This is a genomic window from Myxococcus sp. CA039A, from assembly GCF_013336645.1.
In the GTDB taxonomy this organism is placed as follows: Bacteria; Myxococcota; Myxococcia; order Myxococcales; family Myxococcaceae; genus Myxococcus; species Myxococcus llanfairpwllgwyngyllgogerychwyrndrobwllllantysiliogogogochensis.
The window spans coordinates 1-16,727 of the sequence record NZ_JABUMQ010000258.1 but is presented as its reverse complement, the minus strand read 5'-3'; the positions used below and the strand labels follow the sequence as shown (position 1 = coordinate 16,727).

Sequence of the window (16,727 nt, the reverse complement as noted above, 5' to 3'; positions counted from 1 at the left end):
GGACGGGGGGCGCGGAAGGCGTCTCACGAGGCGTCTCCTGGGGTCCACTCAAGGTGTGGACGGCGCGGCGGAGGGCCTCCTCGAGTTCGCGGGCGGGGGGCGAGACGGTGGAGAGCATCTGGTTGGCGCTGCGCGCGTGGCGGCTCTGGCTCTCCGCGGCGAGCTTGAGCTGGACCAGGGCGTCGCTGACCAGCCTCCGGGCATCCTCGAGCTTCTGGCGGGCCTGGAAGTAGGCCACCTCGGTCATGAGCTTCTGGAGGGTGAGGCGCTGCTCCTCGGTGACTCCGGCGAGCTTCTCCGCGCGGCGCAGGTAGTACAGGCCCTGCTCCACCTTGGGGGGCTCCTCGGAGGCGATGCGGGGGCGGGCCATGGACTCCAGGAGAGGGAACAGGGCCCGGTCCAGCTCGTCACGCTCGGTGAAGCTGCGCAGGATGAGGGAGCCGACGTCCTGGCCTTCCAGGGGGATGGGGGCGTAGGCGTCCGCCAGCCGGGGGTCTCCGGGCCGGTAGGGGACGGCGCCCATGGGGGCCATGCGGCCCTTCATCACCACGAGCTGGCCGTCCACGGGGGCCAGGGTGAAGGTGCGCGAGTTGAGCTGGGACAGGAGGAAGACGACTCCGCCGCCCAGACCGAGAATGAGGAAGAAGACGAGCAGCCTGATGAAGGTCCGCCGTGCCCGATAGCCAAAGCCCTGCTGTGCCGATCCGTTCATGTCGCCTGCTCTCCTGACGTCCGGGCGCCGGGCTGATTTCGGTCCCTGGCGCTTTCCTTGGGGCGCGGAGGCCCACGGCTATACTCCCACCCCCGAACACACCCATGCATCACACATTCCGTCGCATGGGGCCCAGTGAACTGCTGCCCCGCTACATTTTCGCCGAGAGCCTCTTCGCGCGCCGCCGCGTTCTGGAGGTCGACGCGGTGGCCTCCACCGGTGGAGAGAGCGCGCGTTTCCTGCTGGAGCGGGGAGCGCGGGCTGTCGTCGCCTGTGACGAGGACCTCAAGGCGGTCCAGGCCGCGCAGAAGGCGCACGGTGGGCCCACGCTGCGTTTCCGCGCCAACATCTACGACGACTTCGAGCCGGGAAGCTTCGATGTCGTGCTCGTGGCGGACCTGGCGCCGTACGTCCGGGCCCCGGAGCTGCTGGCTGAGCTGGCGCGGCTGGTCGCGAAGCAGGGCTTCCTGGTGGGAGGGCTGCGCAACGTCGCGGGGCTCGCGCTGCCGCAGCTCATGGAGGCGGAGGAGGGTGGCGCGCCGCCCACGTATGGGCTGCTGCTGGATGCGCTCAACGTGCACTTCCCGCACGTGGAGGTGGCCACGCAGTCGCCGGTGCTGGGCTACCAGCTCGCCTTCGAGCGCGGCGAGGGGCTCCAGGTGGACGGCTCGCTCGTGCAGAACGGCGAGGCGGCGTACTTCCTGGTCGTCGCCGGACAGGAGCCCGCGCGTTCGGTGGACCCCACGTGGGTGCAGCTGCCGCCGGAGCCGCTCGCCTTCACCCGGGGCAAGCTGGACGAAGTGGTGGCGCGCGCGAAGTCCTGGGAGGAGCGCAGCACGCGGCTGAAGGAGTCGCTGACGCGGCTGCGCACGGAGCTGACGGACCGGGAGGCGGAGGTCGCCGCGCTCAAGCCCGTGTTGGAGGTGACTCGGGACGAGGTGGCGCGGCTCACCGCGCAGCTCGAGCAGGCGCGGGGCACGCCGGAATCGCAGCGCGAGCGCGACGACCTGACGGGACGGCTGCGACGGCGTGAGCTGGAGCTCCAGGTCGCGCACGAGCGGCTGGGAGATGCGGACCGCCGGTTGACGGCGCAGCGCCTGGAGGTCGAGGCCGCGCAGCGCGTGCAGGCGGAGGCCGGAGTCCAGGTGCTCGCGGGCCAGGAGACGCTCCGGCTGGAGCGTGCGCGCCGCGAGGAGCTGGCCACGTCCCTGGAGGAAGCCCGGGAGCGGCTGACGCAGACCTATACCCAGGTGCGGGAGCTTCAGGATGAGCTGACCACGCTGCGCATCGACCGGGAGAAGGACCGGTTGTTGGCGGAGCGCGCCGGGGAGCAGTCCGAGGATCGGCGCCGCGCGGCGGATGCGGCCCGCGAGCGGGAGCTGCGCATCGCCGAGCAGTACTCGGCGGCCCTGGCGGCGGTGGAGCATCTGAAGGGTGGGACGACCCGCGCGGAGGAGTTCGCGCGTGAGGCCGCGGCGGCCCTGTCCCTGAAGGAAGCGGAGCTGGCGCGCGCGGCTCGCGAGCTGACGGAGGCGTCCCTGCGCGTGGCGTCGGCCGAGGGTGCTCGACGCGACGCGGAGGAACAGCTGGCGGCGCTTCAGGCCGAGGGACGCGGTCAGGAGACGGAGCTGGTCGCCGCGCGTGAGCGTGAAGCTCGGCTGCGCAGCGAGCTGGAGGCGCTCACCGAGGGTGAGGCGTCCGCTCGTGCCACCGCGCGGAAGCTGGAGGAGTCACTCCACGAAGCCAGCCAGCGCATCACGGAGCTGGAGGCGGAACGTGCTCGCGTCGAAGCGGGGCTGACGGGGGCTCTGGAGACAGAGCGCTCCGGGCTCCAGTCCCGGCTGACGGCGCTCGAGGGCGTGCTCGCGTCGGAGCGTGTGCGGGCGGAGGCGCTCGCGGAGGAGGCTCGCACCGAGGCCGCCATTCGCGCGGAGACGGAGGCGCGCAAGCTCGAGTTGGAGGAGGAGCGTCAGGCGCTGGTCCGGCGCGTGGTGGAGCTGGAGGCGGAGGTCTCCACGCTGAGTCGGTCCCGTCGCGAGGAGTCGGCGCGCGCGGAGGAGCTGGAACTCACGCTCCAGTCCGTGCAGTCGGACCTGGAGACGGCGCACCAGGAGCGGGACTCCACGGCGGCCCTGGCCTCTCGCGTGGGCGGAGAGCTGGACCAGGAGCGGGAGTCGCGCGCCGCTGTCGAGGATGCTCTGCGGATATCGCGGGGCAAGCTGGAGAGCGCGGCTCAGCGGCTCGTCGATGCCGAGGCCATGCTGGCGCGGACTCGCGAGGCGGTGGACGCGGAGGTGGCGCGCCGTGCCGCGCTGGAGACTTCGCTGGCGGAGGTCCAGGCCACGCTGGAGGCCGAGCGCGATGGTCGCGTGAAGTCGGGCTCCGCGCTGGAGACCCTGCGCGCGGAGCTGGAGACGGAGCAGGCGCGTCGGGAGTCCACGGAGTCGGCGCTCGCGGAGGCCCAGTCGGGACTGGCCGAGGCACGACAGGCGCTCACCCAGTCGAAGGAGGCACTGGACGCGGAGACGGAGCGACGTGCTCGCTGGGAAGCGGTGCTCGCGGACGTGCAGGTCCAGCTCCAGGAGGAACTCCAGCGACGCACGCGCGCCGAGGAGGCGCTGGCGGAGGCGCGAGGACAGCTTCATGGCGAAGGTCAGCAGCGGACCCATGTCGAAGGCACCCTGGCTGAAGCCCAGGCTCGCCTCCAGGCCGAGGCCGAGCGGCGGGGCCGCGCAGAAGCGACGCTGACGGAGGCGCAGGAGCGCTTCGAGGTTGCACTGGCCACTGCCCAGGCCCGTATCCAGGAAGAGACCGAGGCGAAGGCGCGCGTCGAAGCGACGCTGGCTGAAGCCGAGGCTCGCATCCAGCAAGAGGCCGAGGCGAAGGCTCGCGTCGAGAAGGCATTGGCGGAGGTCCAGGCTCGGAGCGCGTCTGAGGCCGAGGCGAGGGCGCGTCTCGAGTCGGCGCTGGCCGAGGCCCAGGCTCGGAGCGAGTCTGAAGCCGAGGTGAAGGCGCGTGTCGAGTCGGCATGGGTCGAGGCCCAGGCTCGGAGCGAGTCGGATGCCGAGGCGAAGGCGCGTGTCGAGTCTGCGCTGGCCGAGGCGCAAGCCCGGAGCGAGTCGGAGACCGAAGCGAGGGTGCGTCTCGAGACGGCGCTGGTCGAGGCCCAGGGACTCCTCAAGGAAGAGACCCAGGCGAGGGCGCGCGTCGAGACGGCGCTGACCGAGGCTCGGAGCCGTGGTCACGAGGACGGCGAGGAGAAGGCTCGCGTCGAGACGGAGCTGGCCGAGGCCCGGACCCAGCTTCAGCGTGAGGCCGAACAGCGGTCTCTCGCCGACGCGGCAGTGGCCGAGGCCGAGGCACGCCTGTTGGCGGAGACCGAAGAGAAGGCTCGTGTCGAAGCCGCACTGAGCGAGGCTCGAGCGCGCCTCGCGGAAATCGAGGCGCTGCGGACACGCGCCGATGAGGCACTGTCGGAGACCCAGCTTCGACTCCAGTCGGAATCGGAGCAACGCGCGAGGACTGACGCAGCCCTGGCGGAGGCCCGCGAGGCGCTGGCCACGGAGCGCGAGTCCTGGGGGCAGGGTGAGGTTCAAGCCCAGGCCTCGTTGGCGGAAGCACGCCAGTCCCTCGCTTCCGAGCGTGCGGCGCGTGAAGCACTGGCCGCGGAGCTGACCGACGCCCGAGCGCGAGTCTCCGACGCGGACGAGGTCGTCACCCGACTCCAGTCGGAGCTTGTCTCGGAGCGCGACGGTCGGGCTCGAGTCGAGACCTCGCTGACGGCGGAGCGAGAGGCGCTGAGTGCGGCTCGCGCGGAGCTGGAGACCGAACGTCAGGAACGCAGCGATGGCCAGGCCGGACTCGCACGTGTTCATGAGCGATTGGAGGGAGAGCAGCGCGCGCGTGCCGAGGTCGAAGCCTCGTTGGCTCAGACCCGAGACGCGCTGGCGACGGAACAGCAGGGCGCGGAAGCGGCTCGTGCCGAGCTGGCCCGTGAGCGCGAGGCCCTGGCGCAGGTGCGTGCCGAGCTGGCGGCCCGAGAGCAGGCCCTGACAGAAGTGCGCGAGACCTCCGAGTCCCGCGAGCAGGCGCTGCGCGCCAGCGTGGAGCGACTGGAGGGAGAACGCGCCCAGGCCGAGGACTCGGCGCGGGAGCTGAAGTCGACCCTGGATGCGCGGCTGTCCGAAGCGGAGTCCATGGGGGCGAGACTGGCGTCCGTGGAGCAGTCGCTGAGCGAGGCGGAGTCGGCGAAGCGCACGGTGGACGCGACCCTCTCCGAGCGGGAGTGGGCCCTGCAAGAGCTCCAGGCCCAGGCGACTCGACTCACCGAGACCGCCACGGCGCGCGAGGTGGAGTTGGGTGAGCTTCGCGAACAGCTTGGGACGCTAGAGGCCACGGAGACCGCGCTGGAGGCCACGCGCCAGGAAGTGCTGGACCTGCGAGGCGAGCTGACCCACCTGATGGCGGCGCGGCAGGAAGTGATGCGCCTGGGGATGGAACTCCAGCGCGCCATGGCCGCGCTGCACGACAGGGGAATGCACCTCTCCCGGCTCGACGCGGAGCTGGTGGACGCACGGGAACGGCTGGTCGCCCAGCGCGAGAACGCCGAGCTGCTCATGGTGCAGCTCGAGACGGCGCGGCGCTTCGCGGGGAAGGCCACCGCGATGGAGAACTCGCTCGAAAGCGAGCGCGCCTCGCTGGAGAGCACGCGTGCCGACCTGGAGGCCGCGCGGTCTGAGCTGGCGCGAGTCACCGAGTCGGCGCGGGCCGAACAGGAGCGGTCCACGACCCTGGATGTGCGACTGACGGAGGCCACCGAAGCACTGGGACAGGCCCGGGCGGACTGGGAGGTCCGGCTCGCCGACTTCACCGCGCAGCTTGAACATCAGCGCTCCGAGCTGGAGTCCAATCGCACGGAGAAGTCCGAGCTGGAAGCGCGCCTCTCGGAGAGCCTGTCGCAGCTGGAGGCGCAGCGGTCGGCGCTGGCCGCGCTGGAGGCCCGGCTCACCGAGTCGGACTCGCTGCTCCAGGCACACCGTGAGGACCAGTCCGCGCTGGAAGCCCGGCTCACGGAGTTCAGCACCCGGCTCGATGAGCAGCGCGTCGAGCGTGCGGACCTGGAGTCGAAGCTCACCGAGAGCGTGTCGCAGCTCCAGGCCCAGCACTCCGTGCGCACGGACCTGGAGTCGAAGCTCACGGAAACGGTGGCGCGGCTCGAGGCTCAGCACTCCGTGCGCACGGACCTGGAGTCGAAGCTCAACGAGCGCATGTCGCGACTCGACGCACAGCGCGCCGAACATGCGGACCTGGAATCGAAGCTCACGGAGACGGTGGCCCTGCTGGACGCTCAGCGCACGGACAGCGCCGACCTGGAATCGCGGCTCGCGGACACGGTGGCCCTGCTCGACGCCGAGCGCACGGACAAGTCCGAGCTGGGCGCGCGGCTCGCGGAGTCCTCCGCTCAGCTCGACGCCCACCGCACGGACAGGACCGAGCTGGAGTCTCGGCTCACCGACGCCGAGGCACGCCGCGCCGAGCTGGAAGCCCAATTCTCCGACCTCCAGGCTCGTGCTCAATCCATGCGCGAGGAACACGGCGCCAGGCTCGTCGAGGCCACCACGGACTTCGAGGCCCGGCGCACCGAACTCGAAGCCCGCCTGTCCGACCTGGAATCCTCCACGACGGAGAGCGCCACCGCGCTCCAGTCCTTGCAAGACCGCCTGACCCGCGCCGAGTCGGAGCGTGAGCGACTCCAGTCGGATCTGACTGTCGCTCGGGCCGCCCGGGTCCGGCTGGAAGGCCGCATCACCGCCCTGGAGACAGCTTCCACGGATGCGGTGCGCCTGCTCGACACCGAGCGCGCCGAGCGCACCCGCGTCTCCGAGTCGTTGGAAGAAGCCCGACGCCAGCTCGCGCACCGTGACGGCACCACGTCCGACCGTCTCACCACGCTGCGGACCGAGCTGACGCGCCTCCAGGAGCAGGCGCAGGCCCTGACGACGGAGAAGCAGGACCTCCTGAAGGATCGCTTCGAGCGGGAGCGCCTGGAGCCGCTCGTGAAGGAGCAGCAGGCCCGACTCACCGCCCTGGAGGCCGAGCGCAACGAACTGCTCAAGGCCACCGAGGAGCTCAAGGCCGCCTCGCAGACGGACGCCGTCCTGGAGATGGCCGCGGAGATGGAGCAGCTCCAGTCGGAGGTCGACTCGCTCCAGGAGAAGCTCCAGGCCCAGGAGACGGAGCTGGGCACCCTGCGCCGTCAGGTGGCCCGAGCCGGGGCCAACCCCGTCCAGGACATCTACGAGCGCGCCAACGCGGAGCTCAACGCGGTGAAGAGCGAGCTGTCCCGGCGCACGGGCGTGGCGCTGACCCCGCCCGGTGGCACGCCCGTCCGGGCCCCCACCATCCCTCAGGCCAAGCCCCCGCGCACCGCCGTGCCCGCGCTCGACATGCCCGACCCTCCACCTCCGACAAAGAAGGCGGACGAGCGCGAGTGACGTTCCACGGCTAGGATTCCCTCCGTGGACGTTCGCGAGCGCATCTTCAAGTACCAGGGGCTGGGCAACGACTTCGTGGTCCTGGACCGTCGCCGGTCAGGCGTGGACATCGACGCGGAGACCTCGCGTTGGATGTGCGACCGCCGGCTCGGCATCGGCGCCGACGGAGTCCTCGCGCTGCTCCCCTCCGAGCACGGCCTGGCCCGGATGGTCGTTCACAACGCCGATGGCAGCATCGCGGAGATGTGCGGCAACGGCCTGCGCTGCGCGGTGAAGTACCTGGTCGACCAGTCCGGCGACAACCCGGGCCGCATCGACGTGGAGACAGGCGCCGGAGTGCTCACCTGCATGCCCGGCTACGGTGACGGCGGGGTGGTCGCGGTGGACATTTCCATGGGGCCAGCACGGCTCGTGGCCCCCAACCTCCCGTCGGGTGTCACCGGGCGTGCGTTCCTGGACACGCCGCTGCCGGGGCACCCCGAGCTTCGCGCGTCCGCGGTGAGCATGGGCAATCCCCACCTGGTCCTCCTGGACCAGCCGCTGGAGGACGCGCCTCGACTGGGGCCGGTGCTGGAGCGGCACCCTGACTTCCGGGACCGTACCAACGTCGAGTTCGTCCGGGTGGAGGAGGACGGCCTCACCGTCGTCGTGTGGGAGCGGGGCTGTGGGCTGACCCAGGCGTGTGGCACGGGGGCCTGTGCCTCGGCGGTGGCGGCGGTGCTGGCGGGGCGGTTGCCCTCGGACACCTGGCTGCGCGTCACCCTTCCGGGAGGCAACCTGCGCATCCGCGTGCCCGCCGACCTGTCCGACATCCGCCTCCGTGGTCCTGTCGCCTTCGTCTTCGAGGGCGTTGTCGCGCTTGCTGGGGGCCGGTAACCTCCGACCTCCCCCTTCGCACCCGGGTCAGACAGCGCGTGGCCGGTCCCATTCTCGTCGTCGACGACGACCTGTTCTTCCGCCAGCTCGCCAGCGACATGCTGTCCCGTCATGGGCACCGCGTAGTCTCTGTGGAGAACGGCACGCTGGCGCTCGAGGAGGCGGCTCGCACGCCCTTCGACCTGGTCATCACCGACGTGGTGATGCCGGGCGTCGACGGCTTCGCACTCACCGCGCGCCTTCGCGAGAGAGACCCGGACCAGGAGGTCATCCTGGTCAGCCATCGCACCGACGTGAAGGGCTCGGAGATGGCCCTGCGCTCGGGCGCGGCGGACTGTCTGGCCAAGCCCGTGGAGGAAGCGGACCTGGTGCTCGCGGTGGACCGCGCCCTGGAGCGCGCCGCCCTGCGCCGCGAGCGCACCCAGCTGCGCGACGAGAACATCGAGTTCGCCCGCTTCCACAACCTGCACCAGCGCTGCCTGGAGCTCATCTCCCAGTCTGATTTGGAGTGGCTCCAGGAGCGCATCATCTCGGAGCTGTCCGCGGTGTGCGACGCGCAGAGCGCCGCGCTGTGGGTGCTGGACGACCGGGGAGACCTGGTGCTGCGTGCGTACCGGGGGCTGCTCGACAAGCAGTTCCTCGCGGAGAAGATGAGCCCGGAAGGGCCGCTGGCGGGGCGCCTGCGGGACGCGCAGCCATGGTTCGCGCGGGATGAGCGCTCCGCGGTGCTGTACGTGCCGCTGATGGTCTCCGGCGAAATCGTCGGCCTCGCGCAGCTGTCGGACCCGCTGGCCGGTGACTTCCGCGCCGAGCATTCGAGGGACGCCCGCGTGCTCGCGGACTTCGCCGCCGTGGGCGTGAAGAACGGCCGGCGGATGATGGCGCTCCAGCGCCTGGGCCTGAGAGACCGCGAGACGGCGGCCTACAACCTCAGCTACTTCACCGACTACGCGTCGAAGGAAATCTACAAGGCGCGGCGGTATGGGCGGACGTTCTCGCTGCTGACCTTCTCCATCGACAACCTGCCGCTGGTGCGCGTGCGCCAGGGCGCGGCGGACGCGAAGAAGGCGGTGCGCGGCATCATCCGCGCGCTGAGCAAGATCATCCGCGACTCGGACGTCATCGCGAAGGCGAGCGACCAGGAGTTCTATCTCCTGTTGCCGGAGACGGACTTCTTCGGCGCGATGATGTTCGTGCGTCGCGCGGTGGCGGCGGTGCGCGAGGAGCCTGAAGTCCAGGACGTGGAGTCCCGCCTGCCGCTGGCCCTGGTGGGCGGAGCCAGCACCTTCCCCAAGGACGGGGAGGACTTCGACGAGCTGGTGCACCGCTGCCGTCGCCGCATGGACGAGCGCCGCGCGTCGCTCCAGCGGCGGCTGATGCTGGACGGGCTGCCGTTCTGGGACGAGGTGGACCTGCTCTTGGGCACGCCCAACAGTCCCAGACTGCCCGTGGACGAGCGCGCCGAGCCGAGCCGCCGGGGCAAGGTCGCGGATGTCCTCTTCGACGAACTCCAGGCGGAGATCGCGCGCGAGCTCACCCGAGACCCGGGCACGCGCGGCCTTCTGTACGTGGGCGGGCCGGAGATTCGCGCGGACCTGCCCATCGCGGCCGGGCTGGAGTCGGCGCCGCCGGACCTGTCCTCGCGCATCTACCTGCTGGGGCGCCGGGTGGACCTCGAGTCGCATCCCGCGCTGACGCCCGTGTTCCTGGAGGGCGACGAGCGCGTGTCCCGGCATGAGTTCATCCTCTGGCTGTCGGAGAGCGCGGCCTACGCGCTCATCCAGCGGCGGGGGCGGGGCGCGACGTGGGGCTTCCACACCTCGGACACCGCCGTGGTGGACGGGCTCATCTCCAAGCTGCAGGCCGAATACGACCTGCAGCCCTACTGACACGAAGCGGAGCGACCCATGGCCCAGGTCCGGAAGATCCTCATCGCCGACCCCGACCTTGAGTCCGTGCGCGCGCTGTCCCGCGAGCTGCGCACCAAGGGCTATCAGGTTCACTACGCGCCGGATGGCTCCCGGGCGCTGGAGGTGGCGGTGCTGCGCCACCCGGACCTCACGCTGTTCGATGAGAACTGCCGGCTGCTGGAGGCGCGCACCTTCATCCAGATTCTGCGCACCAACCCGCGCACCGAGGACATCCCGGTGGTGCTCACCACGTCGAGCTTCGACGGGGACCGGTATCGCGGCCTGCGGGATGGCTACCTGCGCAAGCCCTTCAACCTGGACGAAGTGCTCAGCCGCATCGAGCACATCTTCCGGCGCAACGAGGCGGCCAAGGACCTCAAGGTCGAGCAGCAGGAAATCGAAGGCTCCCTCAGCCAGCTCAGCATCCCGGACCTGATGCAGCTGCTCGGGATGAACCGGCGCAGCGGGAAGCTCTCGCTGGAGCGGGGCAACGAGCGCGGCGAAATCCACGTGGTGGAGGGCCGCCCGGTGAATTCGAAGCTGGGGCGGGTGGAAGGTGAGAAGGCGCTGTTCCGCCTGCTGGCCTGGGGCGATGGGACCTTCACGTTCTCCCCAGGCGCCAGCGCGGCGAAGGCTCGCATCAACCGCGCCATGGACGACGCGCTGCTGGAAGGCATGCGCCAGTCGGACGAGGTGAATCGCCTGATGCCGGGCCTGCCGCCGCGCCACACGCGGCTGATGCTGGCGCCGGACGTGGAGCTGCAACAGGACCAGCACCCGGTGACGGCGCAGGTGGTGGACCTGCTGCGCCAGCCGCGCGCGCTGGGCGAGGTGCTGGACCTGGCGCCCGCCACGGACCTGGAAGTGCTGGGGGTGCTGTCCACCCTGATGCAGCGGGGCGTGGCGAGGCCGGCGGACGTACACGGCATGGACGCGAACGCCAACGAACTGCTGGGCGCCGCGGAGGTGCATGCCCTGCGAGGCCGCATCCTCCGGACGAAGGCTCCGTCGAGGGTGGCGACCGCCAAGATTTTCGTCTGTGGCAGCGGCTCGTCGGCGGCGCGTCGGGTGATGGCGCGCGTGCCGGGCCTGGAGGCCTTGTCCGCGGAGCCCACGGCCGTGAAGAGCGGCTTCGGGACGCTGGGGCGACTGGTGCTCAGCGAGGTGCTGCGGCTGGACTTCTGCACGCTGCCCCCGGCCGAGGCGGCACGGCCCCTGTGGCGCCCCTTCAGCGCGGGCGCGGTGGGGGCGTTGCTGCTGGACGTGTCGGAGCCGGCGGTGGGACTGGCGCACTACCTGGCGTGGGAGGCTCGGATGCCGATTGTCGTCGTGGGCGCGGAGGTGCCCGCGGCGCTCCAGGGCGCCCCCGCCGGGGCGCTGAGCGTGGTGGACGACCTGGGCGAGGCGCTGAGGTCGCTGCTCGTGCAGGCCCTCAACCCCGCGCCCATGCTGCCCGGCGTGCCCCAGGTGCAGCGGGCCAGCGCCTTTGTCGCGTAGTCGCTGCTAGGCGGCGGGCGCGGCGGGCCTGGCCTCGATGCCGAGCGCCTCGTTCGCGAAGCGGTACATCCGGGCCCGGAGCTGGTCCAGCGCCGCGAGGGTGTTTCGGCCGCCACGGTTGGCCTCGTCCTCCAGCTTGTCCTTGCAGCGCAGGTCGACGCAGAGGCTGATGCCCACGCGGCGCTTGCTGTTCACGTCGGTGGTGAGCAGGTCCACCGCGTGCGACGAGCCGTAGTTGTGGCACCACTCGCACATGCGGGCGACATCGAGACCTCCTCCGGTATCGCGCCGGAAGATGATGCCGATGGGCTGGTGGCTGCCGGGCGCGGAGAAGACCAGGTACACGCGCGCGCCGGACGTCTCCGTCCAGGCCAGGTAGTCACGCACGAACAAGGGGAAGGTGAGACCCGGCGGCATTTCCATGACGCGGCGGTCTCTCGGACGAAAGGACTGGATGAGGTCCCGGTCGGTTTCGAATCGGAACACGGCTGCTCCTTGGAGAACGTCTCGACCTAACAGCCAGCGGCCCCCGATTCTACCCAAACCCACCAGGAAGCCAGGCCCCTCGTCCCCTGGTCGCCAGGGGAGAAGGGGCCCCATCCCACGCGACTGTGCATGCCATTGCACACGGCGAGTCGCGTCATCTGGGTCCATTCGCACGTCGTTTAAACGGCTGACCCGCGCGTGACATGGCGATGGGAAAACCATGGCGCTTCATCCGGCACAGGGCCGGACACACCCCACTCGTAGGAGCCCCTCTCAATGGAACGAGTCGCACCGCCGTCGAGCAAGGAGCTCATTGCCCGGACACGTCCCTTCGCCGTGCAGGATGTGGCGCGTTCGGGTTGGAACCTGGCGGCCACCTATGCCGCGCTCGCCGCGGCCGTGACGCTGGCGGTGGCCGCGCCCTGGTGGCCCCTGCGCGTCGTGGGCGGCGTGCTGGAGGCGCTCGTCCTCATCCGCGCGTTCATCCTCTTCCATGACGCCATGCACGGGGCGCTGCTGCCCTCGTCGCGCTGGGCGAAGGTCCTCTTCCAGGTGCAGGGCATCCTGACGCTCACGCCCGCGCGCATCTGGAACGACACGCACAACCACCACCATGCGAACACGGCGCGCATCGCCGCGGACTCCGCGGGCACGTTCGCGACGTGGACCACCGAGCAGTGGCGCAAGGCGTCCGGCTGGCAGCGGCTGGGCTATGCGGTGGAGCGCCACCCGGTGACCATCCTGTTCGGCTACGTCACCGCGTTCCTCATCAGCCTGTGCCTGGTGCCCTTCGTGAAGGACCCGAAGCGTTACTGGACCTCCGGGCTCGCGCTCGGCGTGCACGTGGCCCTGTCCGTGGCGCTCTGGGTCTTCTTCGGCCCCGCCGTGTACCTGTTCGCCTTCGTGGGCCCGCTGCTCCTCGCCTACGCGCTGGGCACGTACCTGTTCTATTCGCAGCACAACTTCGACGAGGTCCGCATCCTGCCGGAGGGGCAGTGGACCCACGCGGATGCCGCGCTGGAGGCCTCCAGCTACCTGCGCTGCGGCAAGGTGATGGCGTGGTTCACCGGCAACATCGGCTACCACCACGTGCACCACCTGAACCCGCGCATCCCGTTCTATCGACTCCCGGAGGCGATGGCCGCCATCCCCGAGCTGCAGAACCCCCACGTCACGACGCTGAGCCCGCGCGACATCGTCCACTGCCTGCGGCTGAACCTGTGGGAGCCGTCGCTCGGGCGGATGGTGCGCTACCGCGACGCCAACGTGCGCGCCTGGGCGGCGCGGGCCGACGCGCCTCCCCGGAGCGCGGTCTCCTCCGAGGGGCACGCGGTGTCGTGACGGCTCAGTTGTTGAGCATGGGCTGACCCTGGTGCGCCACCAGCAGGTCATGCATGTCGTTGGCGTGCTCCTCTTCCTTGGCGAGGATGTCCTCGAGGAGCCGCCGCGTGGTGGGGTCCTTGTCCGAGAAGTAGCGAATCAGGTCGCGGTACGTCTCGATGGCGATGCGCTCCGCCACCAGATTCTCTCGAATCATGTCCACCAGGTTCTGCCCCTCGACGTACTGACTGGAGCTGCGTGACAGCAGGCCGTCGGGGTTGAAGTCCGGGCGCCCCCCGAGCTGGTTGATGCGCTCGGCGAGCCGCAGCGCGTGCTCCTGCTCCTCGCGCGCGTGCTCCCCGAACTCCTCCTTCACCGCCTCGCTGTGGATGCCCATGGCGGAGACGTAGTGGTACGTGTAGCGCAGCACGCAGACGATTTCCGTGGCGAGCGCGTCGTTGAGCAGCTTGAGCGTCGTGTTCACATCGCCCTCGTAGTTCTCGGTGAGGGCGCCTTCCTCCAGGTGCTCACGGGCTCGACGGCGGATCTCCTGGAGGTCGCTGACGAAGGGCTGCGTCTCGGGCATGTCCTGGTCTCCTTTCGGCGAATGCGTGACAGGAAGCTGGGACCTCGGGGGCGGGGTCGACCACCCTCGCTCATGACGTCCCGGGCCTGCCCGTCCCGCCCCCCGGAAGGAGCTTTCTGTTCGCCGTGGCGCGGCGTGCCCGCTACCGCGCCGCCGAGTGTGGCCCCGCGATGGGAGGCTGCCCCGTGGGCGGTGCTATCGGGCCCGTGTGGGGCACGGGGGCTCCGGTGGCGCTCGCCACCTCGTCGGGCTCGGGGCCCACGTTCCACTGGCCTGTCCGCCCTGTCACCCGCGCGCCCACCGGCTGGGTCTTCGCCACCAGCGCGGCCTCCTGGTCCGGTGGAACCAGGTAGCGGCTGACATCGGGTTGCACCAGGTCGCTCGTGGCGACGAAGGTCCAGGGGCGGCGGACGTTCATGCCTGGCAGGGGCATGGGCTGCCAACCGGCGAGGCCCTCCCCCCAGCGCCAGTCCACCCAGGAAGGGGCCCACTCGTCGTCGGGCCACCAGACCCAGCCCTCCGAGGGAGCGACGAACCACCTGCCGTAATGGAAGGGCGCCCAGCCCCAGTCCCAGTCGCTCTGGAACGTCCAACCCCAGTCGCTGAACACCCACTGGCCGGAGGTGGCGTAGGGCACGAAGTCCAGGCCCACGAGCTTCGCGTCGGGGCGCCACACCCAGCCCACCTCGGGGAGCTGGAGCCACTCGCCATGCGGCGCCATCACATCGCGGAAGATGGAGATGTTGCTGCCCAGCGTCGTGGACGTCGACTTCAACTGGGGACCGAACTCCTCGGGCCCCATCGCGCAGCCGAGCCCCGCCAGCAGCGCGCCCGCGCTCACGCCACCCAGGCGCAGCCAGCGCCAGGTTTCATTCCAGGTGCGCATCGTCGGCCCTCCGTGATGGATATCCGTCACGCCTCAGGATGTGCCTTCTCCTTGAACGCAGAGACCCTCGGGGGCGATGCCTGGAATGCTCGGCTGCCCAGCGCGCGCCGGCCCCCTGGTTGACTTCCTGTCACCCGGGCGAGGCAGACTGCCCTCCGTGCGCGTGAACAAGCTCCTCCTCTCCGTCGTGCTGCTGACCCCAGCGGTGGCCCTGGCGGGCATGCCCAGCTTCTTGTTCACGGAGATCGCCGAGCAGCGCTTGGAGGCCATCTCCTTCTTCATCGCCGTCTTCCTGCTCGTGTCGCTGGGCGTCTGGGGCTTGTGGAACTGGCTGCGACGGGATGTGCCCCGGTTGCCGAGGCTGAGCTACAGGGCCTCGCTCGCGCTGGTGTTCCTGGTCGGGCTGGGCCTTCAGCTCGTCCTGTCGATGATTGCCGGTGGCCGCGAGCTGATGACCCCGGGCGCCTGGGAGAAGAAGGGCGCGACCTACCAGGTCATCCCCACGCCACCCCCCTCGGACGCGGACCTGCTGGTCCAGGCGCGGCGTCAGCGTCTGGATGAGCTGCGCGTGGCGCTGTGGGCCTATGCCGCCGAACATGGGCGCGACTTTCCGAAGAGCGACCTGGGCACCGAGCTTCCCGCGGCGCGCTGGAAGGTGCTCGGGGACTCCGGCCTGCACTTCATCTACATCGGAGGGCAGAAGGCGGACGCGCCCGCGACGCCCCTGGCGTACGAGCCGGGCATCTTCGGCCGTGAGCGCTGGGTGCTCTTCACCGACGGCGACCTCCGGCGCCTCCCCGTCGAGGACATCCATCGCTCGTTCGTGGCGGAGGGCGCGCCGTGAAGTCGAAAAAGGGCGTGACCTTCCTGGGCGTCATCTTCGTGATGATGATCTTCCTGTGCATGGGGCAGGTCTGGGTCATGAAGGTGCCCTTTCTGCTCGCCTTTGGCTGGCTGTCCTTCCTCCAGCAGGTGTTGCCGGAGGTGACGTTCCGCTGGGGCGCCATCGCCGAGTTCCTGCTCGTGGCGGCGGTGCTCGCCGCGGGCTCGCATCTGTTCCTCCGGTGGTTGTGGCGTCAGCTCCACACCGAGGCGCCAGGGGCCTCCGTGTGGCGCCCGCGCTGGAGCGTGTCGCTGCTGCTGCTCGGAGTGCTGCTCTTCGCCGCGACGATGGCCTCGGTGGGCATCGGACACCACGTGGGCTGGCTGATGTCGGGGCGCGCGCGCCTGGTGCGCAGTTCGTGGCCAGGGATGGAACCGGAGGGCACGCGGACCGCGCGCTGGCTCTGTGAAGAGGCCCGGGACCAGCTCAAGGCGGGGACACCGGACGGGCAGCTCACCCGGAAGCTGCTCGCGGATCCCTCTCTTCGCCCCATCGTGGAAGCGCAGTACGTGGTTCCGCACGTGAGCCCCGAGGGAAAGCCGGTCATCTTGGTGTTCGCGAGGGACCCACTCGTTCGCGAGCGGGATGGCGGGGTGCGCTGTGGTCCGGCATCGTTTGGCGTCGAGTCGCTCGATGCGAAGGTCCTGGCGCAGTGGCTCGCCGAACCACGCGCCGTCGCGAGCCCTACTCCCTGACGCTCGAAGTGCTTCAAGTGAAGCCGCGCGCGGAGGCCTCGTCGCGGGGGTGCTAGGCTCGCACTCCCCGTGCGGGCCTTGAAATGAAGCCCGGCGGGTCACCTGGAGGAGCCGCTCATGTCTTCGCGTCGCTTGTCGCATCCCTGGAGCCTTGCCGTGGTGCTCACCTTCGCGCTGGCCGCGCCGCCCGCGCTGGCGGAGTCGGTCGAGGAGGAGCTGGTCTCTCGCGAGGACTCCAGCTCACAGGCTTCGTTGCTCACCTGTGGGCCGGCTCGGTGTGGCGGAGACTGGAACTGCGAGGCGAACTGCCCCGAGGCGGCGACCGCCGTCTGCGTCGACTTCTACTGCGTGTACACGTACCCGGATCCGGGCGGTGGTGGCG

12 protein-coding genes are annotated in these 16,727 nt (G+C 70.5%); 8 read left to right on the top strand and 4 right to left on the bottom strand.

Going from position 1 to position 16,727, the window contains the following annotated elements; all coding sequences use genetic code 11:
- Positions 1–712: IF-2 protein (locus HR086_RS33660; protein ID WP_174467683.1), on the bottom strand; the 712-nt coding region annotated here is incomplete at its 3' end.
- A 104-nt stretch (positions 713–816) separates the two neighbouring features.
- Here HR086_RS33660 and HR086_RS33655 point away from each other — a divergent pair.
- From HR086_RS33655 to HR086_RS33640, 4 genes are read left to right on the top strand one after another with little or no spacing between them, the layout of a single operon-like run.
- Entirely contained in the window at positions 817–7,206 is a 6,390-nt protein-coding gene (locus tag HR086_RS33655; protein WP_174467682.1) for a methyltransferase domain-containing protein, read from the top strand.
- 24 nt (positions 7,207–7,230) lie between these two features.
- A complete protein-coding gene (gene dapF / locus HR086_RS33650; RefSeq protein WP_174467681.1) occupies positions 7,231–8,082 on the top strand; it encodes a diaminopimelate epimerase in 852 nt (283 codons plus the stop codon).
- Between the two features lie 38 nt (positions 8,083–8,120).
- Positions 8,121–9,971, top strand: a complete 1,851-nt coding sequence (locus tag HR086_RS49605) for a response regulator (RefSeq protein WP_141645815.1) — start codon at positions 8,121–8,123, stop codon at positions 9,969–9,971.
- An 18-nt stretch (positions 9,972–9,989) separates the two neighbouring features.
- The gene (locus HR086_RS33640; RefSeq protein WP_174453491.1) at positions 9,990–11,489 is read left to right on the top strand and encodes a DUF4388 domain-containing protein; all 1,500 of its coding nucleotides are present in this window, start codon (positions 9,990–9,992) and stop codon (positions 11,487–11,489) included.
- Between the two features lie 6 nt (positions 11,490–11,495).
- Here the strand turns inward: HR086_RS33640 and HR086_RS33635 are convergent, their stop codons facing one another.
- Entirely contained in the window at positions 11,496–11,975 is a 480-nt protein-coding gene (locus HR086_RS33635; RefSeq protein ID WP_141645813.1) for an FBP domain-containing protein, read from the bottom strand.
- 276 nt (positions 11,976–12,251) lie between these two features.
- Between HR086_RS33635 and HR086_RS33630 the strand changes: the two genes are divergently transcribed.
- Positions 12,252–13,316 (top strand): fatty acid desaturase, encoded by a 1,065-nt coding sequence (locus HR086_RS33630; protein WP_174467680.1) that lies wholly within the window; start codon positions 12,252–12,254, stop codon positions 13,314–13,316.
- A gap of 4 nt (positions 13,317–13,320) precedes the next feature.
- On the opposite strand, the gene HR086_RS33625 is transcribed toward HR086_RS33630, so the two are convergent.
- Entirely contained in the window at positions 13,321–13,881 is a 561-nt protein-coding gene (locus tag HR086_RS33625; RefSeq protein WP_174453493.1) for a bacterioferritin, read from the bottom strand.
- A 142-nt stretch (positions 13,882–14,023) separates the two neighbouring features.
- A complete protein-coding gene (locus HR086_RS33620; RefSeq protein WP_141645810.1) occupies positions 14,024–14,767 on the bottom strand; it encodes a DUF6600 domain-containing protein in 744 nt (247 codons plus the stop codon).
- A 163-nt stretch (positions 14,768–14,930) separates the two neighbouring features.
- Between HR086_RS33620 and HR086_RS33615 the strand changes: the two genes are divergently transcribed.
- From HR086_RS33615 to HR086_RS33605, 3 genes are all read left to right on the top strand, one after another.
- Positions 14,931–15,611: a hypothetical protein gene (locus tag HR086_RS33615; RefSeq protein WP_174467679.1), complete on the top strand. Its 681-nt coding sequence runs from the start codon at positions 14,931–14,933 to the stop codon at positions 15,609–15,611.
- Complete coding sequence (locus HR086_RS33610; RefSeq protein ID WP_174467678.1) at positions 15,608–16,345, top strand: hypothetical protein; 738 nt, start codon at positions 15,608–15,610, stop codon at positions 16,343–16,345. The genes HR086_RS33615 and HR086_RS33610 overlap by 4 nt, the downstream gene beginning before the upstream one ends.
- A 117-nt stretch (positions 16,346–16,462) precedes the next feature.
- A partial coding sequence (locus tag HR086_RS33605) for a hypothetical protein (RefSeq protein WP_174467677.1) occupies positions 16,463–16,727 on the top strand: 265 nt, incomplete at its 3' end.